Origin of the sequence: Bradyrhizobium denitrificans, from assembly GCF_013179005.1 — a bacterium.
GTDB lineage: Bacteria > Pseudomonadota > Alphaproteobacteria > Rhizobiales > Xanthobacteraceae > Bradyrhizobium > Bradyrhizobium denitrificans.
Genome location: NZ_JABFDP010000014.1, coordinates 24,857 through 48,372, shown reverse-complemented (window position 1 = coordinate 48,372; position 23,516 = coordinate 24,857). Strand labels below are relative to the sequence as shown.

At 65.7% G+C, this 23,516-nt stretch carries 18 protein-coding genes; 9 read left to right on the top strand and 9 right to left on the bottom strand.

All coding sequences use genetic code 11. The features are described 5' to 3' along the window. The first annotated feature begins 71 nt into the window (after positions 1 to 71). Positions 72 to 761 carry a GntR family transcriptional regulator gene (locus HL671_RS16660; protein ID WP_172237042.1) on the top strand — a complete coding sequence of 230 codons (690 nt, stop codon included), beginning with the start codon at positions 72 to 74 and terminating at the stop codon, positions 759 to 761. Between the two features lie 86 nt (positions 762 to 847). Here the strand turns inward: HL671_RS16660 and HL671_RS16655 are convergent, their stop codons facing one another. Together HL671_RS16655 and HL671_RS16650 are read right to left on the bottom strand one after the other, a co-directional pair. After that, positions 848 to 1,612: a DsbA family protein gene (locus tag HL671_RS16655; protein ID WP_012044264.1), complete on the bottom strand. Its 765-nt coding sequence runs from the start codon at positions 1,610 to 1,612 to the stop codon at positions 848 to 850. Between the two features lie 96 nt (positions 1,613 to 1,708). Continuing rightward, on the bottom strand, positions 1,709 to 3,106 hold the full coding sequence (locus tag HL671_RS16650; protein WP_172237041.1) for a M48 family metalloprotease: 1,398 nt from the start codon (positions 3,104 to 3,106) through the stop codon (positions 1,709 to 1,711). Between the two features lie 152 nt (positions 3,107 to 3,258). On the opposite strand from HL671_RS16650, the gene HL671_RS16645 reads away from it, so the two are divergent. Both HL671_RS16645 and dctA read left to right on the top strand, forming a co-directional pair. Further along, positions 3,259 to 4,458, top strand: coding sequence for a pyridoxal phosphate-dependent aminotransferase (locus tag HL671_RS16645; protein ID WP_172237040.1), 1,200 nt, complete (start codon positions 3,259 to 3,261; stop codon positions 4,456 to 4,458). Positions 4,459 to 4,594: 136 nt separating this feature from the next. Beyond that, the gene (gene dctA, locus HL671_RS16640) at positions 4,595 to 5,932 is read left to right on the top strand and encodes a C4-dicarboxylate transporter DctA (protein WP_012044261.1); all 1,338 of its coding nucleotides are present in this window, start codon (positions 4,595 to 4,597) and stop codon (positions 5,930 to 5,932) included. Positions 5,933 to 6,042: 110 nt separating this feature from the next. Here the strand turns inward: dctA and HL671_RS16635 are convergent, their stop codons facing one another. Continuing rightward, positions 6,043 to 9,252 (bottom strand): Rne/Rng family ribonuclease, encoded by a 3,210-nt coding sequence (locus HL671_RS16635; protein WP_172237039.1) that lies wholly within the window; start codon positions 9,250 to 9,252, stop codon positions 6,043 to 6,045. A gap of 164 nt (positions 9,253 to 9,416) precedes the next feature. On the opposite strand from HL671_RS16635, the gene HL671_RS16630 reads away from it, so the two are divergent. The 6 genes from HL671_RS16630 (at position 9,417) to HL671_RS16605 (ending at position 17,267) form a co-directional block, all read left to right on the top strand. Beyond that, positions 9,417 to 9,641 (top strand): hypothetical protein, encoded by a 225-nt coding sequence (locus tag HL671_RS16630; RefSeq protein WP_172237038.1) that lies wholly within the window; start codon positions 9,417 to 9,419, stop codon positions 9,639 to 9,641. 387 nt (positions 9,642 to 10,028) lie between these two features. Continuing rightward, the gene (locus HL671_RS16625; protein ID WP_371260211.1) at positions 10,029 to 11,369 is read left to right on the top strand and encodes an N-acetylmuramoyl-L-alanine amidase; all 1,341 of its coding nucleotides are present in this window, start codon (positions 10,029 to 10,031) and stop codon (positions 11,367 to 11,369) included. A 230-nt stretch (positions 11,370 to 11,599) separates the two neighbouring features. Next, positions 11,600 to 14,107 carry a penicillin-binding protein 1A gene (locus tag HL671_RS16620; protein WP_012044257.1) on the top strand — a complete coding sequence of 836 codons (2,508 nt, stop codon included), beginning with the start codon at positions 11,600 to 11,602 and terminating at the stop codon, positions 14,105 to 14,107. Positions 14,108 to 14,237: 130 nt separating this feature from the next. Continuing rightward, positions 14,238 to 15,372 (top strand): peptide chain release factor 2 gene (gene prfB / locus HL671_RS16615; protein WP_172237037.1). Its coding sequence is split into 2 segments (ribosomal slippage): positions 14,238 to 14,306 and positions 14,308 to 15,372, totalling 1,134 coding nucleotides; the frame shifts between segments, so codons are not numbered across the junction. A gap of 3 nt (positions 15,373 to 15,375) precedes the next feature. Next, positions 15,376 to 16,257, top strand: a complete 882-nt coding sequence (locus HL671_RS16610) for an NAD(P)-dependent oxidoreductase (RefSeq protein ID WP_172237036.1) — start codon at positions 15,376 to 15,378, stop codon at positions 16,255 to 16,257. Positions 16,258 to 16,343: 86 nt separating this feature from the next. Next, entirely contained in the window at positions 16,344 to 17,267 is a 924-nt protein-coding gene (locus tag HL671_RS16605) for a DMT family transporter (RefSeq protein ID WP_172237035.1), read from the top strand. A 15-nt stretch (positions 17,268 to 17,282) separates the two neighbouring features. Here the strand turns inward: HL671_RS16605 and upp are convergent, their stop codons facing one another. The 6 genes from upp to HL671_RS16575 all read right to left on the bottom strand — a co-directional run bounded on the left by upp (position 17,283) and on the right by HL671_RS16575 (position 23,425). After that, on the bottom strand, positions 17,283 to 17,918 hold the full coding sequence (gene upp, locus HL671_RS16600; RefSeq protein ID WP_012044253.1) for a uracil phosphoribosyltransferase: 636 nt from the start codon (positions 17,916 to 17,918) through the stop codon (positions 17,283 to 17,285). Between the two features lie 53 nt (positions 17,919 to 17,971). Then, on the bottom strand, positions 17,972 to 19,699 hold the full coding sequence (locus tag HL671_RS16595; RefSeq protein ID WP_172237034.1) for a cation:proton antiporter: 1,728 nt from the start codon (positions 19,697 to 19,699) through the stop codon (positions 17,972 to 17,974). Positions 19,700 to 20,106: 407 nt separating this feature from the next. Further along, complete coding sequence (locus HL671_RS16590; RefSeq protein ID WP_172237127.1) at positions 20,107 to 20,487, bottom strand: hypothetical protein; 381 nt, start codon at positions 20,485 to 20,487, stop codon at positions 20,107 to 20,109. Between the two features lie 479 nt (positions 20,488 to 20,966). Continuing rightward, positions 20,967 to 21,089 carry a hypothetical protein gene (locus tag HL671_RS38785; protein WP_256374661.1) on the bottom strand — a complete coding sequence of 41 codons (123 nt, stop codon included), beginning with the start codon at positions 21,087 to 21,089 and terminating at the stop codon, positions 20,967 to 20,969. 208 nt (positions 21,090 to 21,297) lie between these two features. Beyond that, positions 21,298 to 21,909 (bottom strand): LysE family translocator, encoded by a 612-nt coding sequence (locus tag HL671_RS16580; protein WP_172237033.1) that lies wholly within the window; start codon positions 21,907 to 21,909, stop codon positions 21,298 to 21,300. A gap of 43 nt (positions 21,910 to 21,952) precedes the next feature. After that, entirely contained in the window at positions 21,953 to 23,425 is a 1,473-nt protein-coding gene (locus HL671_RS16575; protein WP_172237032.1) for a helix-turn-helix domain-containing protein, read from the bottom strand. Positions 23,426 to 23,516: the final 91 nt, after the last annotated feature.

Genomic DNA, 23,516 nt, shown 5'->3' with positions numbered 1-23,516 from the left:
TCGTATACTATTGTATACAAAGTTATGCAACAGTCTTTCGCTTTCGGCGGGGCTGTGAGACAGTGGTAGCCATGTCTTCAGATGCGCCTGTGCTCACCATCGATCGCGACAATGTTTCGCTCGGAGAGGCGGTGTTCCGCGCGCTGTGCCGGGCGCTCGAACACGGCGTCTACCGCTCCGGCGACCGTCTCCGCGAGGACGAGGTCGCCCAGAAGCTGAATGTCAGCCGCACGCCGGTGCGCGAGGCGTTCGGCAAGCTCGTCGCCAAGGGCTGGGTGCAGCCGGCCGGCGGCCGCGGCCTGATTGTGCGCAGCCTCGACCAGAGCGACATTCTCGAGCTGTACGCGATGCGCGAAATATTGGAGGGCGCGGCGGCGCGGCTCGCCGCGCAATATGCCGCGCCGGCCGAGATTGCGGCGCTGCGCGACATCCATGCGCGGTTTGCGAGTGGGGAAGGGGGCGCAGCCGGGCTCGCCCGGCTGAACCGGCTGCTGCACGGCGCAATCCAGCGTGCCGCCCGCAACCGCTATCTCGACGCCGCGCTCGAGGACATGCACGTCGCCACCGCGCTGTTGGGGACGACGACGTTCGCGGCGGATGGACGGCCGGTGACGGCCGCCGCGGAGCACGGCGCATTGATCGACGCGATCGCTGCGCGCGATTCCGACCGGGCCGAGGCGATCGCGCGTGCCCATATCCGCGAGGCGCTGCAGACGCGGCTGCACATGACGCTGACGGAAGCGGCCAAGGCCCGGCCTTGAGCGGCTCTCCGCACAATGAATCCGCACAATGAAAAAGGCCGGCTGATCAGCCGGCCTTTCGGAGAGAATGTCGCCGAGCGGTGGGCTCAGCAGGTGGCCTTGCCACAACGCGCGGTGCTGATCTTCTCGCGCAGCCCCTCGACGCCGACCGCGCCGATCACGACCTGCTTGCCGATCACGTAGCTCGGCGTGCCGTTCATGCCCATCTCTTCGGCGAGCTTGAAATTTTCCTCGATCGTCGCCTTGGCTTCCGGGCTCGCCATGTCCTTCTCGACGCGGGCCATGTCGAGGCCTAGCTCCTTGGCCACCGCGAGCGCGTGGGCCTTGTCGGCCTGGCCGCGGCCGCCCAGCAGCTTCTGGTGGAAGTCGAGATATTTCTGCGGCGCCTGCATGCGCACGGCGACGGCAACCTGCGCGGCCTCGACCGAGCCCTGGCTCAGCACCGGGAATTCCTTGAGCACGACCTTCAGCTTCGGGTCGCTCTTCATCAATTCCATCATGTCGTTCATCGCGCGCTTGCAGTAGCCGCAATTGTAATCGAAGAACTCGACGAAGGTGACGTCGCCGTCCTTGTTGCCGAGCACGACGCCGCGCGGCGAGTTGAAGATCGTGTCGGCGTTCTTGGCGATGCCCGCCTCATGCTTGGCTGCTTCCGCCGCGGTCTGGCGCTTCTGCAGCTCGGCCATCGCCTCCTCGAGCACCTCGGGATGCGAGATCAGGTAGTTCCTGACGATCGTCTCGATCTCGCCGCGCTGGCTGTCGGAGATGCTCTCTGCCGACGCGACCAGCGGGGCGGCGCAGAACGAGAGCGCGAGCAGCGCCGCGGGAACGAGCGTGCGGAATGATGGCATGAAGGTGGTCCTCTTGGTCAAATGATCGGGTCCTTGTCGATGGCTGTGAGCGGTATCTCGATAATCTGGTCCGATGATAGCAGTAATCTCTTCGTTCTACTGGCCCGACAGCGGCTTTGCCGTGACGATGTCGTCGGCCTTGACCCAGCCCGGCGAGCCCACCGCAAACCGCGTCTTGGCCCGTGACGCGAGTTCGCGCGCCGTCTTGTTGTCGCCTCGCAGGAACGCCGCCTGGGCCGAGGCCAGGTCAGCCTCGGCATAGTCGCCCTTGCGGCCATAGGCCATCGCAAGCTGGGAGTAGCCGAGCGGCGCCTCGGATTCACGCGCGACGGCCGCGCGCAGGATCGAAATCGCCTCGTCAGTGTAGGCCTTGTTCTCGGATGCCACCAAGGCTTGGCCAAGTAACATCTCGATGAGCGGGCCGTTATTGGAGAGCTGAACGGCTTTGCGCAACGGCGCGATCGCCTCGGCCGGGCGGCCGCCTTCGAGCAGAGCCTGGCCGCGCACCTCGTAGAAATAGGGATTGTTCGGCTGGGCCTGGATCAAGGCGTCGATCTGGCTCAATGCGCTGCGCAGGTCGCCATGGAGGTAGGTCGAGATCGCCCTCGCATAGCGCGCGGGCAGGCTGTTGTCCGACAGCGGATAGCGCCGCGCGACGGTGTCCGGCCGCTCCATGAACGCCGAGATCTTGGCGCGGACCATGTCGTGGCGCAACTGCAGCGCAGGATCGTCCTTCTTGTCCCAATAGGGGCTCTGCCGCGCCAGCCCCTCCAGCGCCTCGACACGATCGGCGGGCATCGGATGCGACTGCAGATAGGGGTCGGAGCCGCGCGCCGCGAACAGGCTCTCATTGGTGAAGCGCTTGAAGGTGTCGTACATGCCCTTCGGCGACTGGCCGGTGGCGCTGAGGAACTTCACGCCGGCGCGGTCGGCGTTCTCCTCCTGCTGCCGCTGATAGGACAGCAGCGAGCGGCGGATGACCTCGCCCGGGCCCGACAGCGCGGCGGCCCCGGCATTGGCCAGGCCGCTGTTGCCTCCGCCACGGGCGCCGACGGCGAGCGCGCCGGCACCGAGAATCGTGGCGATGATCATCTGGGTCTGGGCCGTCGCGAGCTGCTGGCGCAGCTTGGCGAGGTGGCCGCCGGCGAGATGGCCGGTCTCGTGGGCGAGCACGCCGATCAGCTGGTTCGGATTTTCCGACTGCATGATCGCGCCGTAATTGACGAAGATGCGGCGGCCGTCCGCGACGAACGCGTTGAAGGATGCGTCGTTGATGATGACCATCTGGATGTTCTGCTTCTCAAGGCCAGCGGCACGCAGGATCGGCCGCGTATATTCACGGAGCAGCACCTCGGTCTCGGTGTCGCGCAGGATCGGCGGTCCCTTGCCCTGCTGCGCCGAGGCAGACTCGAACGGTGCCAGCGCGACGGCAAACGCGACGAGCGCGGCGAATCCACCGGACAATCTCTTATGGAGCGCGATACGGAGCGACATCAGGCGATCTTTGCAATTGGCGCGAGGCTCGATAAGGGCTATTGCCCACCAAACTGCGGAATGCGGCTCATCTGCGGCGAGCGATGTCCGCGACGCAGGCTCGTGCCGGCTCAGAGAGCGGGTCCGAACAGCCGGGTCAATAGCAGATATCGATGGTGGACGCGACAGTGATACCGACAATGGAACAGCGGATCGCAAGCCTGACCGCACCATCCGCGCGCAGCAACGTGCCGCCGTTCATGGTGATGGACGTCATGGCGGCCGCGGAGCGGATCGAGGCCAGCGGCGGTCACGTCATTCACATGGAGGTCGGCCAGCCGGCGGCGCCGGCGCCGCGGACCGCGCTGGCGGCCGCGCATGCCGCGCTCGATCAGGCCCGGATCGATTACACCTCGGCGCTCGGTCTTCCGTCGCTGCGCGGACGCATCGCGCGGCACTATCGCGAGACCTATGGCTGCGACATCGATCCGGGCCGCATCGTGATCACGACGGGGTCCTCAGCCGGCTTCATCCTCGCGTTTCTGGCCATGTTCGAGCCGGGCGATCGCGTGGCCGTCACGGTGCCGGGCTATCCGCCGTATCGTCACATCCTGACCGCGCTCGGCTGCGAGCCGGTTCTGATCGAAACCACCGCCGAGACCCGGCACGCTCTCACCGGCGAGGCGCTGCTGGCGGCCCATCGCAAGACGCCCCTCAAGGGCGTCCTGGTGGCGAGCCCCGCCAACCCGACGGGAACCATGATGTCGCGCGCGGCGCTGGGCGACGTGATCGCGGCTGCGCGCGACGCCGGCATCCGCTTCATATCCGACGAGATCTACCATGGTCTCGACTACGCTTTTCCTGCTGTGACTGCGGCGCAACTGACTGCGGATGCGCTGATCATCAACTCGTTCTCCAAGTACTTCTGCATGACCGGCTGGAGGGTCGGCTGGATGGTGGTGCCGGATGCGCTCGTCCGTCCGATCGAGCGGTTGCAGCAAAATCTCGCGATCTCGGTCCCGACCCTGTCACAGATCGCAGCGGAAGCGGCGTTCGATGGTCGACCCGAGATGGACGGGATCAAGCATGGCTACCAGGAGAACCGTCGGATCCTGATCGAGGGCTTCCCCAAGGCGGGGCTGAGCCGTTTTCTGCCCGCCGATGGCGCGTTCTACCTCTATGCCGACGTCTCCGACTTCACCAAGGACAGCCTGGATTTCGCCAAGCGCATGCTCGAGGAGACCCATGTCGCGGCCACCCCGGGCATCGATTTCGACCCGATCCACGGCCGCAACTTCGTGCGCTTTTCCTATGCACGTTCGGCTGAGGATATGCGGGAGGCTGTGGCCCGGATCGCACGCTGGCTCGGATAGGGCCGGGCTGGACCGGGCACGACGGGGTATCGGCCGTCGCCCCCATTGACTCCCGTGTCACAATTTGCCTGAGGTGGCGGCTCGCGTGGGCTGGGACACAACGCCCGACGCGGCAAAGGTGGATGAGGAAAGCCCGATGGTGGCAGCAACTGATGCCGGGACGCAGGGTGCCCGGCTGCAAGCAGCGAAGAAGCCCTGGTATGGAATCCTTTATATTCAGGTGCTGATCGCCATTGTGATCGGCGTGCTGGTCGGGTGGCTGTTTCCGAACCTGGCCACCAACGACTGGATCAAGGCGCTCGGCGACGGCTTCATCAAGCTGATCAAGATGGTGATCGCGCCGATCATCTTCTGCACCGTCGTGTCCGGCATCGCGCATATTGAGAGCGCCAGCAAGGTCGGCCGGGTTGGCATCAAGGCGCTGATCTATTTCGAGATCGTATCCACCTTCGCGCTGCTGATCGGCCTGATCGTGGGCAATCTGGCGCCGATCGGACACGGTCTCGCCGAGAAGCAGGATGCGGCTGCCGTCGCCGGCTATGTCAAACAGGCTCAGGCGCAGAAGTCGGTCGACTTCGTCCTCAACATCATCCCGGACAGTGTGGTGGGTGCGCTCGCGCGTGGCGACATTTTGCAAGTGCTGCTGTTCGCGATCCTGTTCGGCTTCGCACTGATGGCGCTGGGCGAACGGGGCCATCGGCTGCGTGACGTCATCGACGACACCGCCCACGCCGTGTTCGGCGTGATCGCCATCGTCATGAAGGCGGCCCCGGTCGGCGCCTTCGGCGCGATGGCCTATACGATCGGCAAATACGGCCCCTCGGCCCTTGGCGACCTGATCGGCCTGATCGTCGTGTTCTACGTCTCGGCTGCCCTGTTCGTGGTCATCGTGCTCGGCCTGATCGCGCGCTTCGTCGGTTTCAGCATCTTCAAGTTCATCTCCTACATCAAGGATGAGCTGCTGATCGTGCTCGGCACCAGCTCCTCGGAGAGCGCGCTGCCGCAGCTGATGGAGAAGCTGGAGCGGCTCGGCTGCTCCAAGCCTGTGGTCGGTCTGGTCGTGCCCACCGGCTACTCGTTCAATCTCGACGGCACCAACATCTACATGACCTTGGCGACGCTCTTCATCGCGCACGCGCTCGGTGTCGAGCTCACATGGGGGCAGCAGCTGACCATCCTGCTGGTCGCGATGCTGACATCGAAGGGCGCCAGCGGCGTGACCGGCGCGGGGTTCATTACCCTGGCCGCGACCCTGTCGGTGGTCAACCCGGCGCTGGTGCCGGGCATGGCGATCGTGTTCTCGATCGACAAGTTCATGAGCGAGGTGCGCGCGCTGACGAACATCACCGGCAATGGCATCGCCGCCGTGTTCGTGTCGTGGTGGGAGGGCGAGCTCGACCATGACCTTCTGCAGAAGCGGCTCAACCGGGAGATCGATCCCTCCGACGTCGAGACCGCGATCACGACCGGCTGAGGCGCCGCCACCGGCGGTGGCCGCGCCCCTTCGACAGCTCTCAGCGAAATGAAAAACGCCCGGCCATCTGGCCGGGCGTTTGCACTTGTGGATGAGTCTGGTGGCGGGGTTTATTGGCCGCCGCCGAAACGGCGCGACCACCAGCCGGCCTTGCGGGGGGCCGCGGGCGCGGCCTCCGGAGCGGGCTCGGTCGCGGTCGGCTCGGTCGTTACCGCCTCCGGCGCCGCAGCAGCCACGGTGGGAGTGCTCTCGGCAACGTTGACCGAGACAACCGCGCTGTCCGGCTTGAGCTCGGTGGATTTGGGCTCGGTGAACAAGCTGACCTTCTCGCGCACGGTCGAGCGACGCGGGGTCTTCTCGGGCTCGGCCTTCGCAGGCTCGGCCGGCTGCGTCTCGGGCTGGATTGCAGCAGGAGCTGCCGGTGCGACGGGCTGCTCGGCCAAGGCGACTTCCGCTGCGGGGGCAGCCTCGACCGGGGCTTCCGGCTCGTCACCATGGGGGACGCCGTTGCCGTCGAAATCGGCGACGGCGGCCTCGGCCTCGGACGCAGAGGCCGGTGCAAGATCGTCGCTGATCGATGCGGCCAGACCGTCATCGATGCCGCCGCGCCGACGGCGACCGCCACGGCGGCCGCGCCGCCGCGGGCGCCGCTCACCATTGGCCTGGTCGCTCGGCTGGTCGCCTGACGCGAAGGCCGGCTGCTCGTCGCTGTCCTCGTCCTCTGTCTCGGCATCCTCGGCCGGCAGTTCGGCCGCGGTGCCCACCTCGAGGGACTCTGCCGCTGTAGCTCCTTCAGGAGTCGCTTCGCGCGCCTCGTTACCGCCCCGGCCGCGGCGGCGCCGACGCCGCTTGCGGCGGGCGCCGTCACGCTCGGTTTCGCTGGCCTCGGCGGCCTCCTCAGACAGGCCCTCGGTTTCCTCGGTTTCGACCTCGGATTCCGTTTCGATGTCGAACGGCTCGTCCTCGTCATAGACCTCGTCGGCCACCAAAGGCGGAGCAGAGGCCTGCGCAGCCAGCAGCGCCTTGGCGGCCTCGAGCGTGTGCACCTGCTCACCGCGATCGATGATGAAGGATTGCTGACCGCTGACGTTCGGATCGGCGATCACGGCCAGCGAGACCTTGAAGCTGTTCTCGAGGTCGCGCAGATGGCCGCGCTTGTGATTGAGCACGTAGAGCGCCACCTCGGTCCGCGTGCGGACCACGAGGTTGTGGGTCGCCCCCTTCATCAGCGTCTCTTCGAGGCTGCGCAACAGCTGCAGCGCCACCGAGGACACCGAGCGCACATGGCCGGTGCCGCCGCAATGCGCGCAGGGCTCGGTCGAGCTCTCCAGCACGCTGGCGCGGATGCGCTGGCGCGACATCTCCAGCAGGCCGAAATGCGAGATGCGGCCGACCTGGATGCGCGCGCGATCCTGCCGCAGACAGTCCGACAGCTTGCGCTCGACGGAGCGGTTGTTGCGCTTCTCGTCCATGTCGATGAAGTCGATGACGATCAGCCCGGCGAGGTCGCGCAGCCGGAGCTGCCGCGCCACTTCCTCGGCTGCTTCCATATTGGTCTTGAGCGCGGTGTCCTCGATGTGATGCTCGCGGGTGGCGCGGCCGGAGTTCACGTCGATCGAGACGAGCGCCTCGGTCTGATTGATCACGATGTAGCCGCCCGAACGCAGCTGCACGGTCGGCGAGAACATCGCATCGAGCTGACTCTCGACACCCATCCGCGAAAACAGCGGCTGGCCATCGCGATACTGCTTCACCGCCCGGACGTTGGTCGGCATCAGCATCTTCATGAAGTCGTGCGCCTCACGGTAGCCGGCTTCGCCGGCAACCAGGATCTCATCGATCTCCTTGTTGTAGAGGTCGCGCAGCGAGCGCTTGATCAGCGAACCTTCCTCGTAGACGAGGGTGGGGGCCTGCGACTTCAAGGTCATGTCGCGGACCGTTTCCCACAGCCGCAGCAAATATTCGAAGTCGCGCTTGATCTCGGGCTTGGTGCGGTTGGCGCCGGCGGTGCGCAGGATGACGCCCATGCCCTCGGGCACGTCGAGGTCCTGCACCACTTCCTTCAGGCGCGAGCGATCCTGCGCCGAGGTGATCTTGCGGCTGATGCCGCCGCCACGCGCGGTGTTCGGCATCAGCACGGCATAGCGGCCGGCGAGCGACAGATAGGTCGTCAGCGCGGCGCCCTTGTTGCCGCGCTCTTCCTTGACGACCTGCACCAGCATCACCTGGCGGCGCTTGATGACCTCCTGGATCTTGTACTGGCGACGCGGACGGAAGGTGCGCTCGGGCACTTCCTCGAGCACGTCGTCGCCTCCGACGGATTCGACGACCTCTTCCTCGATCTCCTCGCCGTCCTCGTCGTCGTCGTCGTGATCCGCGACGGCCGGCTCGACACCATTGTCGTCGCCCGGAACGATCGTGACCTCGCCATCATCATCGTGCTCGGCGACGGGCGAGAGATCGGCGGAGTCCTCATGCCCATGCTCGTCATGATCTTCGTGATGATCATCGTCGTGATGGTCATCCTCATCGTGATCATGATCATGATCGTGGTGGTCGTGATCGTGCGCCTCGGCGGCGTCGTCGGCCTCGGACGAGGCAACCTCGCCGCTCGACGCGGCCGCTGCGACCGCAGAAGGGGACACCGGGAGGTCGGTGCCGCCCTGCGCGGGCTCGGAATCCGCAACCGCCGGCGCATCCGAACCGTGATGCGGCTGCGCGTCGTGGGTCCCTTCGTCATGGGCGGCGTGCGTTGGAGCCTCAAGCGGCGCCTCGGCGAAGCCTGCTGTCTGTGCAGGGGTCTCCGCGCCCGCATCATCGGCGGGGTGGTTGTCCTGCGCGTAGGCGGCGTCCGGCGCCTCGAATGCGCCGTGATCGCCCTCATGCGTCTCGCCGTGAGGCGCCTGGCTGGCGTCGGCGGCCTCGATGATCTCGCTCTGAACGCGCTCGCCGCTGCCGCGGCGCCGCGAGCTGCGGTGCCGGTTGCGCCGGCGATTGGACCGGTTCTCGCTCTCTTCCTCGGCCTCGCGGTGGGCGCGCTCTTCCGCCTCGATCAGCGCCTGACGATCGGCGACCGGGATCTGGTAATAATCAGGGTGGATTTCGCTGAACGCCAGGAAGCCGTGGCGATTGCCGCCATATTCAACGAAGGCCGCCTGGAGCGACGGCTCTACCCGGGTGACCTTGGCGAGGTAGATGTTGCCGCGGAGTTGCTTGCGCTGGGCAGTTTCAAAATCAAATTCCTCGACGCGGTTGCCGCGGACGACAACGACCCGGGTCTCTTCCGGGTGGGTAGCATCGATCAACATCTTGTTCGGCATATTGGAACTCTTGGAGGCGACGGACGCGATTGGCCGCGAGCGCGTGGCGCGCTGTCGGATGACGCGACGGTCCACCTGATTCGGGGGTGAGGGGAAGGCCTAAACACGTAGGGTTGCGCCGTACCGGCCGTGGCCCCGGCGGTACGATGTGCCGAGCGAGGGTCTTGCCCCGCATCGGCGCGGTTCGTCCGCTGGTCATGGCTGGCAGTTTCGTTTGGCGCATCAAGCGTCGGCCCGTCTGGAACACGTGGGCGGCTGAGGAGGCCACCTTGTCTCTTGCTGAAGACCAGATTGCGCCGGAACGCTCGCCTTGGTCGCATACCGCACCCATCAAGGATGTGGTATCAGGCTATGCCGTGCGTGACTGGTGCCCGGGCGGCCTCAGCTGAGGAGGCGCCCTGAAACCGGCGCCACTCGGCTCGTGACCGCAACTCCATTGCGCCGCGCGGGAGCGCGCAGGTTCGATGGAGCGTCGGAAAGGCGCAGGAGTCTCCGAAAAGATCGAGTATTCGATCACGGAAATTCCGGCGTTTCACCGGGAGGTTGAACGCGACACAACCGGCAGTAAGTAACAGCCTTCAGCCCTTCGTACATACGAGGATTGGGCTGGCCGTGCAAGGGAAGCGTCGCGGAACCGCAACAATCGGCGGCCTTTAACGAAAATGCCCAAATTTGGCGATTAACCCCGTCGATTGGTTGCGGTAAGAGGGTCCCGCGGAGACACGGATTTGGCAGCTGGCCGGGCAAAACACCTAACTTTGCTGGGATGCGCGTGGCTGTGCGTCACGCAATTGTTATGGACGACCGTGCTTCCGGCGCAGGCTCAGGGCGTGCCGGCGGCGCAGACTCCCGCGGTAAGCGTCACGCCAGGGTTTCCGATTGCGTCCGACGCGCGTCTGGCGGGCGATTCTCGACAGACGCGATTCGTGCTCGACCTCGACAAGGCGGTTCCGTTCCGCGCCTTTCTGCTCAGCGAGCCCTATCGCGTCGTGGTCGACCTGCCGCAGGTTAGCTTCCACCTTCCTGCGGGGGCCGGAACCAGCGGCCGTGGCCTGGTGAAGGCATTCAGGTACGGCATGGTCATGCCCGGCGGCTCCCGGATCGTGTTCGATCTGACGGGGCCGGCGCGAATCGCCAACTCTTCGGTGCTGGATGCCGCCAACGGGCAGCCGCCCCGGCTCGTGCTGGAACTCGAGGAGGTCGACGAAGCGACCTTCGCGCGGGCGATCGGCACCGACAACCGTCCGACGCTCAAGCCCAGCTTGGCCGATTCGAGCCCTTCGGCGGCGCTGGCGGCGGCGTCTCCCAATCCGTTGGCGGTGCGCCCCCCGCCGACCACGCCTGCAGGAGCTCCGGCGGCGCCAAATGCGCCCGCGGACACGCGGCCGGTGGTGGTGATCGATCCGGGACATGGCGGTATCGACTATGGAACCCAGGGCGGCGAGATCCCGGAAAAGAATCTGGTGCTGGCGTTCGGACAGGCGCTGCGCGATCGCCTCGAGCGCGCGGGCAAGTTCCGCGTCGTCATGACCAGGGATGATGACACCTTCATTCCGCTCGGCGACCGGGTCCGCATCGCCCAGAAACAGGGCGCGGCCCTGTTCGTGTCGATCCATGCCGACGCGTTACCGCGCGGCGAGGGCGATGCGCAGGGCGCGACGATCTACACGCTGTCGGACAAGGCCTCCGACGTCGAAGCGGAGCGGCTCGCCGAGGCCGAGAACCGCGCCGACCTGATCGGTGGCGTCAACCTGACCGAGGAGCCAGCCGACGTGGCGGATATTCTGATCGATCTGGCCCGGCGCGAAACCCGCACCTTTTCCAACAGGTTCGCCCGCGTCTTGATGAACGACATGAAGACGGCGGTGCATATGCATAAGCGGCCGTTGAAATCGGCCGGGTTCCGCGTGCTGAAGGCGCCCGACGTGCCCTCGGTGCTGGTCGAGCTCGGCTATGTCTCGAACAAGGGCGACATGGGGAACCTGGTGTCGGAAGCCTGGCGGTCGCGCACGGCCGACGCGATGGCCCGCGCGATCGATGTCTTCCTGACCAAACGCGTTGCAAATGCTGGTGCCGAGCGGCCGGAGAAGCCGGCGCCCGCCCGTGCAAAGCCCTAGTTTGGCCACAGCAACATCCGTATAAACCTGCTGCGAGGCACCTGGAATCGGGAGATGATTCCTTCTCGGCGGACTTGTGGTAAGCTCGGCCGTCGACAGGTTGGACCGTGCGGTTCTCCGGCATGGGTCATGTGGCATCACGGCCGACCGCATGATTTTGGCGGCAGCGTCTTCGGGATGTGCCGCGTCCAAGCCGAGAGATGAACAGAAGTGGGAACGGATATTCGCCGATGCGCTTTGTAGTGCGGTTTTTGGGCTTCCTGTTCGCAGCCGGCACCGTCGTCTTCCTCGTCGGTGTGGCGGCGGCGGCCGGCCTGATCTGGCATTTTTCCAAGGACCTGCCCGACTATTCTCAGCTGCAGGATTACGAGCCGCCGGTCATGACCCGCGTCCATGCCGTCGATGGCTCGCTGGTCGGCGAGTACGCCCGGGAGCGCCGGCTCTATCTGCCGATCCAGGCGGTGCCCAAGCTCGTGATCAACGCGTTCCTCGCCGCCGAGGACAAGAACTTCTATGAGCATGGCGGCATCGATTTCACCGGCATGGCCCGCGCCGCGGTGGTCTACGCTCAGAACTTCGGCTCGAATCGCCGTCCGCAGGGCGCCTCGACGATCACCCAGCAGGTCGCCAAGAACTTCCTGCTGACCAACGAGGTCTCGTTCGCGCGCAAGATCAAGGAAGCGCTGCTGGCGATGCGCATCGAGCGCACCTATTCGAAAGACAAGATTCTCGAACTCTATCTGAACGAGATCTATCTCGGCTCCGGCGCCTATGGCATCGCCGCGGCGTCGCTGGTGTATTTCGACAAGTCGGTCAACGAGCTCACGGTGGCCGAGGCCGCCTATCTGGCGGCATTGCCGAAGATGCCGGGCAGCCTGCATCCGATCCGCAACCGCGATCGCGCCATCGAGCGCCGCAACTACGTCGTCGACCGTCTGCTGGAGAACGGCTGGATCAAGCAGGCCGACGCCGAGAAGGCGCGCAAGGACCCGCTGACGATCGCAAGCCGCAATACGGGCGCGCACATTTTCGCAGGCGAGTATTTCGCCGAGGAAGTCCGCCGCGACATTTTCGAACGTTATGGCGAGAAGAAGCTCTATGAGGGCGGGCTGTCCGTCCGCACGACGCTCGATCCCAAGATCCAGGTCATGGCGCGCAAGGCGATGGTCGCCGGTCTGGTGCGGTATGATCAGGAGCAGGGCTATCGCGGACCGGTCTCAAAGCTCGACATTTCCGGCGATTGGGGCCTGAAGCTCGCCGAGATCAAATCGCTCTCCGACATCTCGCCGTGGCGGATGGCGGTGGTGCTGGAGACCAGCGATCAATCCGCTCGCATCGGCTTCCAGCCGCCGCGTGAGCTCGGCGGTGCCGTGAGCAAGGAGCGTCAGACCGGCCTGATCACGCTCGACGGCGTCAGATGGGCGCGCGCAGCGACGGGCAATGGCCGCGGCAAGACGCCGACCTCGGTCGCGCAGGTGCTGCAGCCGGGCGACGTGATCTATGCCGATCCGCTGTTCAAGGAAGGCAATCCGGTCGAAGGCCAGTATCGTCTCGAGCAGCTGCCTGAAGTCTCGGGCGCGATGGTCGCGATGGACCCGAACACCGGGCGCGTGCTCGCGATGGTCGGCGGCTTCTCCTTCGACCAGAGCCAGTTCAACCGGGCGACGCAGGCGTACCGGCAACCCGGCTCGTCATTCAAGCCGATCGTCTATTCGTCGGCGCTCGATAATGGCTATACGCCGTCGACCCAGGTCGTCGATGCGCCGATCGAAATCGATCAGGGGCAGGGCGGTCAGGTCTGGCGCCCCGACAACTTCTCCAACGGCAAATATCTCGGTCCCACGACGCTGCGCAACGCGCTGCGGCTGTCGCTGAATACGGTGACCGTGCGGTTGGCGCAGGACGTCGGCATGCCCTTGATCTCCGAATATGCACGCCGGTTCGGTGTCTATGACGAGCTGCCGAATTACCTCTCTTACGCACTCGGCGCCGGCGAGACCACGGCCATGCGCATGGTCACGGCCTATTCGATGATCGCCAATGGCGGCCGCCGGGTGAAGCCGACCTTGATCGACCGGATCCAGGACCGCTACGGCCACACCATCTTCAAGCATGATGCCCGCGAGTGCCGCGGCTGCGACGCGCCTGAGGGCTGGAAGAACCAGACCGAACCGCAGCTGGTCGATCGCCGCGAGCAGGTGCTCGATACGATGACCGCCTATCAGATCACCTCGATGCTCGAGGGCGTCGTGCAGGCCGGTACGGCGACCGTGCTCAAGGAGGTCGGCAAGCCGATCGCCGGCAAGACCGGCACCACCAATGAGGCCAAGGACGCTTGGTTCGTCGGCTTCTCGCCGGATCTCGCGGTCGCGATCTATATGGGCTACGACAAGCCGCGGCCGCTCGGTAAGGGCAATGCCGCGACCGGCGGCCATCTGGCCGCGCCGATCGCCAAGGACTTCATGAAGCTCGCGCTGGCCGACAAGCCCGCGACCCCGTTCAAGATCCCCGCGGGAATCAAGCTCGTGCGCGTCGATGCCAAGACCGGGCTGCGCGCAGGTCCTGGCGATACCGGCCGCACCATCATGGAAGCCTTCAAGCCGGGCACTGCGCCGCCGGACAACTACTCGGTCATCGGCGTGGCCGATGCCGATGGTCGGATGATGCCGTCGCAGAGCGGCGGACAGCCTGATGCCGGCAGCTTCATCATTCGTCCGGGGACTGGCAGTCTCTATTGAAGCTGGCGAAATTGAGCTGGCGAAACTCGCCACCTCCCGGTGCAGGCGATTGCGCTTTGCGCCGCGCGCCGCTACATCCCTGACGGACATCATGCTGCGGCCCCCTAGGCCGCGGCCGGAAGAGAGCGATATGCGCGCCGAAATCGAAAAAATCGTAGAAGAGATTAAGCAGTCGGTCGGGCTGCTGAGGAGGCATCTTTGACGTCGATGCATCGACGGCAAGGCTGGCCGAGCTGAACAAGCTCGCCGAAGATCCAAATCTCTGGAACGATCCCCAGAAAGCTCAAAGGCTGATGCAGGAGCGGACCTCGCTGGAGGATTCGCTGACGGGCATCGGCAAGGTCGAGCGTGAGCTCAGCGACAATATCGAGATGATCGAGCTCGGCGAGGCCGAGAACGATGCCGGCGTTGTCACCGAGGCCGAGAACGCGCTCAAGGCCTTGAAGAAGGATGTCGCTCGCCGCGAGCTCGAGGCGCTGCTGTCCGGCGAGGCCGACAAGTTCGACACCTATCTCGAGGTGCATGCCGGCGCCGGCGGCACTGAGAGCCAGGACTGGGCGCAGATGCTCTTGCGCATGTACACGCGCTGGGCCGAAAAGCACGGCTTCAAGATCGAATATCTCGAAGAGACCCAGGGCGAAGAAGCGGGCATCAAGTCGGCGACCATCCAGATCTCCGGCCACAACGCCTATGGCTGGCTGAAGACCGAGGCGGGCGTGCACCGCCTTGTCCGCATCTCGCCGTTCGATTCGAATGCGCGTCGGCACACCTCGTTCTCGTCGGTCGCGATCTTTCCGGTGGTCGACGACAGCATCAAGATCGATATCAAGGAATCCGACGTCCGCACTGACACGATGCGCTCGGGCGGGGCCGGCGGTCAGCACGTTAACAAGACCGAATCGGCGGTGCGCCTCACGCACATTCCGACCGGCGTGGCGGTGGTCTGCCAGGCCGGCCGCTCGCAGCACAAGAACCGCGCCCAGGCCTGGGACATGCTGCGCGCGCGGCTCTACGAGATCGAGCTGAAGAAGCGCGAGGAGAAGGCCGCCGCCGACCAGGCTGCCAAGACCGAGATCGGTTGGGGCCACCAGATCCGATCCTATGTGCTGCAGCCGTATCAGATGGTGAAGGATCTGCGCACGGGCGTGCAGACCTCCGACACCGCCGGCGTGCTCGACGGCGATCTCGACGAGTTCATGGCGGCGACCTTGGCGCAGCGCGCCTTCGGCACCACGCCAGGGGCTGCGATTGAGGACGTGGACTGACCGGTGACGCGCGTCGCCTTCATCGGCCTCGGCCGCATGGGCCATGGCATGGCCGGGCGTTATCTCGACGCCGGCTATTCCGTGGCGGTCTGGAATCGCAGCGAGGCCAAGGCCGAGGACCTGCTCGCGCGCGGTGCGCGCTGGTCGACCTCGCCGGCTGACGCTGCGATCGATGCCGATGCGGTCGTCACCATGGTCGCCGATGACGATGCCTCGCGCGCGGTGTGGCTCGGGCCCGACGGCGCTGCCGCCACCATGCGGGTCGGAACCATCGCGATCGAATGCTCGACGATCTCGCGCGATCATGCGCTGCGCGTGTCGCGCGAGCTGAATGCGCGTGGCGTGACCTATATCGATTGCCCGGTGACAGGCCTGCCTGACGCCGCGGCAGCCGGCAAGCTCACCTTGCTGGTCGGCGCCGACGCCGCCGACCTCGCGCGGGCGCGACCGTTTCTTGCGCCGATCGGCTCGACCATCCGCCATTTCGGCGCCGTCGGCACCGGAACGGTCTACAAGCTGATCAACAATCTGTTGGGCGCGATGCAGATCGCAGGTCTCGCCGAAGGCCTTGCGATCGCCGAGCAGGCCGGGCTCGACATGAACCTCGTGTTGGAGGCGATCCAGGGCGGCGTCGCGGCGAGCCCGCAAGTTCTGCGTCACGCGCCGCGCATGGTCGCGCGCAACTTCGCCGACGCGAGCTTTACCGCCGCGCTCCGCCACAAGGATGCAGCCTATGCGCTGCAACTCGCAGAGCAACTACTTGGTGAGCGTCCCGTGATGGCCCAGGCGGCCGTGGATTCATATGCGCGGGCGAAGGCGGCGATGCCGGATGAGGACGAAGGCCGCATGATCGAGCTGGTATCGCGGCCGAAGGATCCGTCCTAGGCGGGCGTCAGCGCGAACGGAAAGCGGGTGGACCTTGCTCCGCTTCATCTGCAACGTTCACGCGCACATTGAACACGGTTGCGGTGATGACATCCCCGAACGACAGCGTGGACACACGGGATTGGTGGCTGCTCGGCCTGCTGTCAGTGCTATGGAGCGGATCTTTCATCTTCAACGGGCTTGCCTTGAAGGAATTGCCGCCGCTGACCCTGGTGCTGCTGCGCATCGTGCTGGCGGCCGCAATCCTGCTGCCGGTGGCGCGACTGCGCGGGCTCGGCTTTCCCAAGGGCATTGCCGGCTGGCGACCGTTCTTTGCGGTGGCGCTATTCAACAACGTCGTGCCGTTCTGCCTGATCGTGATAGGCCAGACGTTCATCACCTCGGGCCTTGCTGCCGTCCTCAATGCGACGACGCCGCTGTTCACGATCGTGGTGATGGCCGCCGCGGCTGAGGAAAGGCTGTCGGCCCGGCGGGCTGCGGGACTGATCCTTGGCCTCGTCGGCGTCGTGATCCTGCGGGGCGGGCCGGGGCTCGATGGCTCGGCAGGCGGCTACGGCATTCTGTTCGGTCTCGGCGCGTCGCTCAGCTACGGCGTCGCCGCGCTGCTGGTGCGCCGCCATCTTGCCCATTCGCCGCCGCTCGCGACCGCCACCTTCCAGCTCTCGGCGTCCAGCGTGATGATGCTCGCCGTCGCCGCTGTCGTTGACCAGCCATGGCGTCTTCCACTTCCCGGACTGCACACCTGGCTCGCGGTCATCGGGCTTGCGGCGCTGTCGACGGCGTTCGCCTACATCGTGTTCTTTCAAATCCTGCGTCGCTCCGGCGCAACCAATGTGACGTTGGTGACACTGTTGATCCCGTTGACTACGATCCTGCTCGGGTCGCTGGTGCTCGGTGAAAGCATCTCGTTGCTGGAGGCCGCCGGTGCGCTGGTGATCGGGAGTGCGCTGCTGGTGATCGACGGCCGCATCTTCAACGTCATTCGTCCGTTCCCGCGACCGTCCCGCTGAACCGTTCGCGCACGCTCATTTCGTGCCGAACATGCGGTCGCCGGCATCGCCGAGACCCGGCACAATATAGGCGTGGTCGTTCAGCTTCTCGTCGATCGCCGCGGTCCAGATCGGAATGTCCGGATGTTCCTTTCCGAACTGCGCGATGCCTTCCGGCGCGGCCAGCAGGCAGACGAAACGGATGTCCCGGGCACCGCGCGCCTTGAGCAGTTCGGCCGCGGCGCAGGCCGAGTTGCCGGTCGCCAGCATCGGGTCCATCAGGATCACGGTGCGGTCGGTTAGGTCCTGCGGCGCCTTGAAATAGTATTCGACCGCCTGGAGCGTCGTGGGGTCGCGATAGAGCCCGATATGAGCGATGCGCGCCGATGGCATCAGCGCCAGCATGCCGTCCAGGAAGCCGACCCCCGCGCGCAGGATGGGGGCGAGGGTCAACTTCTTGCCCGCGATCTTCGGCGCCTTCATCGGCGCGATCGGTGTTTCGATGTCGACCAGTTCGAGCGGCAGGTCCCGTGTGACCTCATAGGCCAGGAGCATGCCGATCTCGTTCAACAGCTCACGGAAGCCCTTGGTCGAGCGGTCGCGCTCGCGCATCAGGGAAAGCTTGTGCTGGACCAGCGGGTGATCGACGACGTGGACGTGGCTGCTTGTCATGAGACTGCTTTAGCGGGATCTCGGCGGTAGTTCCAGTTGGGAAGGGGGGAGGTTCACGGGAGAACCTCGCGGCGGTCGGCCAGCAACGCCTCGGCTTCCTGGCGGCGGTCGGACAACAGGCCGGCGCTGGCGTCCTGGATCAAATTGAGCAGCACCTGGGCATCGCTGAGCCGCGGCACGGTCACATAGTCCGCGCCGGCATTGTAGAGATCGTTGACGTCGGCAAGCAGGTCGGCGGTCGCGACGATCTTGGCGGTCGCGTTGATGCTGCGGACGTGCCGCACCAGCTTCTCGTTGTTGGCGCCCTTGAGGAGCGAGTCCGGGATGCTCAGGATGATCAACTCGGCCTGGCCGACCCCGGCATGGACCAGCGTATCGACATTGCTGATATCGCCATAGGTCACCTGGATGCCACGATCGGACAATGTCCGAAAAACCACAGGATTGAAATCAACGACCCCGATGCGCTCCAGGAGCTCAGGCTGGTTGCGCTCGATCTCGCTCAGCAGAGCGCTGGCGGTTCTAAAAAAGCCGAGCAGCACGATCGGGCGTGCGGCACCATGGCCTCCGTCGTGGCCGGCCTCGCCGTCCTTGGTCGCGTCGAGATCCCGCAGGCCGAGCCGCTTCAGGAGCGGGATGCCGCGCCGTACGATCGGGTCGGAGCGCACGATCACGAAGGTGGAGAGCACCGCAAGCAATACAAAGGCGAAGGATGCCGCGCTCGACGTGCCGGTCTTGAGATGGCCGGCGGCGGCGCCGGTCTGGATGACGACCAGCGAGAACTCGCTGATCTGGGCGAGGTTGAGCGCCGGCAGAAGGCTCGCACGCAGGCCCTGCCGCATCATGTAGAGAGGCGTGAAGGTGGTGAGCAGCCGGCTCGCCACCGTGAACAGGGCGATGACCAGCGCCAGCCCCACCACCGACATCGTCGGGATCGGGATGGTCATGCCGAGCGCGACAAAGAACAGCGTGATGAAGAAATCGCGCAAGGTCGTCACCTTGGCGGTGACGTCAAGCGCATAGGGGAAGGTCGAGAGCGACACGCCGGCGATCAGGGAACCCATTTCGCGCGAAAGATGCAGCCGCTCCGCAATCTCACCGATCAGGAAGCACCAGGCCAGCGCGCCCAGCAGGATCAGCTCGGGGGTGCGCGCGATGCGGTGGAACACCGGCGGCAGCACATAGCGGCTGAGCAACAGAGCGATCGCGACCAGCGCACCGGCGCGGGCGAAGGACAGCAGGATGACGCCAAAATGCAGGTCGTCGAGGCTCGGCTGCACCGCGAGGAAAAGGATCGCGAACACATCCTGCAACACCAGCACGCCGAGGGTGATGCGGCCGGGCAGGGTGTCGAGCTCGCGCTTTTCATACAGCACCTTGACGATGATCACGGTGGACGACAGCGCGCAGGCGACGCAGAGATAAAGCGCATCGTAGCTCTCGGCCCCCATTCGCATGCCGATGGCGACGAAAAACAGGATACCGAGCGCAGCCCCACCAAGCAGCTGGACGCCGCCAGCGATCAGAATCACCGGGCCGGCACGGATGATCTTCTTCAGGTCGATCTCGAGTCCGATCATGAACAGCATGAAGATCAGGCCGAGTTCCGAAATCACCGAAATCGATTCCTGGGATTTGACCCAGCCGGTGCCGAAGGGGCCGATGGCGAAGCCCGCGACCAGATAGGCGAGAATCGAGGGCTGGCGCCAGTAATGCGCCGCCAGTCCAAGCACCCACGCAAACAGGATGCAGAGCGTGATGTCGCCGATCAGTTCATGCATGAAGCAACCCCCGGGGCGGCAACTTATGTCGCTGCGCCCGGCAAGGAAACCCGCAATCTGTCACATCGTGTGATCGTGGCTATCGGCTTGCTCGCGGCGCGATGGTGCCGGTGCGCACGATCTGCTGTTGCAGTCGCACGCCAATGATCCAAGGTGCAGTCGGTGGACGCCCAGCACGTAGCTGTCGACCGGCACGATCCGGCTGCAGCCGCCGATGACCGAGCAGTCGTGGTGATAGTCGCCGCCGGCAGGGGCCACGAGCCCAGGCCTGCGCGATCGCATTCCAACGCGACCACGAACGGATCGCCGGCTCACGCGCTCGGACGACAATGATGTCGGTGATTGGCCCTTACCAAATGGAGGATGCGAGCCGAGTCCGCATAGCCAGCGCCGGCGGCGGGGCGGGTTCAGAGTGGCCGGCGGTTGGGGAGGACTGTGGACGAATTCTGTAACGTCTTGATCGCGGACGGGGGCTGGACGCGCGGGCCGGACTGCTGCCATTGCCTGACGTTGACGAGGATTCCGGCGAGCAACAGCGGCGCGACGGCGGCGATGGCCATCAAGGACGATAGCGGCTTGGGAGTGATCATCTCCAGAACCATCTCGGAGACCATCCATAACGTCCCGAACACCACCGCGTAATCGAGCGGAGGGATGCGCAGCCAATAGAGAAAGCCCGCGACGATCACGGCCGGGGCAATCGCCGGGCCGATCATGTAGAAGGTCAGCTCCGGTGGCGTCAGGGCGTCGAGAAGCATGGACGCCAGCAGCCAGAGGCTGAAGAACATCACCGCGCCGTCGACATATCGCATGGATCACCTCCGCCGCGACATTTTGGCGCAATGTTTGGCCGGTTTGTGGCTGGTTCGTCAAGTGGGGAACTTCTCGGACCCTCACTCGAGGGCTGCGGCAGGGCGCCGGACGACGCGGATACCGTCGACGTTCGCCAGGGCCAGCACCGCCTGCTGCAGGTCGAGATGGCCGGCCCGCCAGCGCTGCGCCATCGCCGCGCTTACTGCGGCGGTGATCAGTGACTGTCGCAGCGCCGAGTCCAGGCCGGGCTGGCGCGACGACGTTTAGGAGCAGGTTCTGCGATTCAAGCGCCGCGTTGCGAGCTGATGAGCTTCCCCCGTCTCGGCGGCTTGGCGGGGCTTCCTATACGCGTCGCCAGTTCGATGCGCGGCTTGCTCGATGGGGCCGATCGCGCGCGCAAGACGCGGCGATAGCCCGGCGGTGCGACCAGGATCAGGCGCCGAATGGTCTGATCTCAGGGCTCGCTGCAGCCCGCGATCCAGATATGACCGCCGATGGCGACGTGTGGGCTGTTCGCGCAGCGCGACGGAAAAGCGATGATGACGGCGATGTTGCCGAGCAAGAGGGTGGCGAGCATCACCACAGCGGCGCGGCGCAGGGCTGGTGTCGGAGATGGCATGGGGAGGCCTCGGGATCCTTTTCGGGTCGTCGAGGCCGCGGGCGGGGAGTTCGCAAACCGCGCGCGGCCACGCCTGTGAGGACACGCTGGCGGCGGGGCGGTTTTGCGAAGCTTTCATTTCAGGCTGTGAGATGTTGTTGCGTTGTCCTTTACCGGCATGGAGGTCTCAACGCTCCGCCAGCGCCAGCCGGGCGCCGAGCAGCGCAAATCCGGCGGCGAAGCTGCGGCGCAGCCAGGCCAGGACGCGGGGACGGCTGACCACGCGGTCGCGCACCGCCGCGGCGAACAGGCCGTACAGCACGAACACCGTAAAGGTCATCGCCATGAACGTTGCCGACAGCTCGATCATGGTTGCGAGCGGATGCGCGTCGCCGGCCGCGATGAACTGCGGCAAGAACGCGAGGAAGAAGATCGACAGTTTCGGATTGAGGATGTTGATCAGGAAGCCGGTCAGCACCACGCGGCCGGCCGATCGCGCATCCCCCTGGGCTTCGACCGCGAGCGCGCCGCGCTCACCGAGCGTCTGCCAGGCCATGTAGAGCAGATAAGCGACGCCGCAATATTTCAGCGCGGCAAACGCCAGCGCGCTGGTGTGCAGCACCGCCGCAAGGCCAACGATGGCAGCGAGCATCGCCGGAATGATTCCGAGCGTGCAGCCGAACGCGGCCGCAATGCTCATGCGGGATCCGCGCGTCAGCGCGACGGCGAGCGTGTAGAGCACACCGGTGCCGGGGGAGGCCACCACGATCAGGGAGGTCAGGAGGAAGGCTGCGGACATCGACACATTCCTTGCTTCGCGCTGCGCCCAGCATCGCTCATTCTCAATCCGCCGAGAAGCCGAACGGGATCGACGAGGTGCGGAAATCGTCGGGCAGGATCTCGCGGCCGATCGGCGGCGCCGAACGTGCCGCGCATTTCGGCCGGTGGCAGACCCGGCAGGCGGTGCCGATCGGGGTCGGTTCGTCGGCGCGCGGGCCGTGGCCGTCGCGGGTGTAGATCAACTGGCCGGCATGCTCGGCCGCGCAGCCCACCGCAATCGCGCGCTCGACGCGGACGGCGCCATAGGAGCCGCCGCCGGCGGTCACCGTGCGCGCGATCGAGAAGAAGCGGCGGCCGTCCGGCAGTTCCAGCCATTGCGTCACGATCTGGCGCGGCGTCTTGAAGATGCCGTGCACGGACCACAGCGGGCAGGCGCCGCCATGACGTGCGAATGGAAAGCCGGCGCCGTCGAGCAGTTTCGAGACGTTGCCGGCGGGATCGACGCGGATCAGGAAGAACGGGATCTTTTCGGCGCCCGGCTTCTGCAAGGTCGTGACGCGGTGCGCGGTCTGTTCGAAGCTGGTGCCGAACTGCCGCGCCAGCGCCTCCAGATCGTAGGCCCTGGCATCGACGGCTTTGGCGAAGATCGAGTAGGGCATGATGATCGCTGCCGCGGCGTAGGCCGCGAGCGCACGGCGCGCCAGCAGCTCCGCGGTCTTGCTGGCGAACTTGCCGTCCTCTAGCGCTGTGCCGATCTCGTTGTCGAGCTCGAGATAAGCGAGCTGCCGTGCCAGCTCGAACTTCAGGCTCGCGCTGTCGAGCGAGTCCTCGATCAGCAATTGCCGCCGGTGCAGATCGAGCCGCCTGAGCGAGCCGAGCATCACGTTCGGCGGCATGTAGCGGACCTGCAGATTATGCCGCGTGCGAAACCGCTCGATGAAGCCCGAAGGGCTGGCCGAGACCTGCGCCGAGCCGGTCGCCAAGCCCTGGACCATCGTCTGCGCCAGCCGCTCGGCGGCGTCGTCGAGCTGGGCGAAATTGTTGCGGCGTGCCGCCAGGAACCGTCGCACCTCGGCGACGGGATCGTTGGCGTCGAAACCATCCACTCCCGGCCCGGATGCGCTGCCGGCGGGCACCGGCGCGCGCTGCTCGGCCAGCGCCAACTGCTCCTCGCGATAGGCCGTATAGAGCCGCAGGAAGGCCTCGGTCATGCCGGGATAGCTGACGGCGAGGTCGGAGATCTCCAGGGCGGGGATGTCGATGTCCGAAAACATCGGGTCCTTGAGGATCGACTGCATCCGCGCGGTATGGTCGGCGCCGCCGTCGCCAGCGAGATCGGCGAGGTCGATCTTGTAGGTCCGGGCGAGCCGCAGCAGCATGTCGGCGGTCACCGGCCTCTGGTTCCGCTCCAGGAGCGCCACGTAAGGTGCTGATATTTCAAGGTCCGCGGCCATATCGGCCTGGGTGAGGCCAAGCTCGCGCCGGAGGCGGCGCAGGCGCGGGCCCATGAAGATCGAGCGGGCAGTGGTGGTCATGGCCTGTCGTCTCGTGTCTGTAATCTCCTTACAGCTATACACGAGAGATTTGTAAAGTGTGACAAGTTTTCCGCGCAATGTCTGGTCCGCT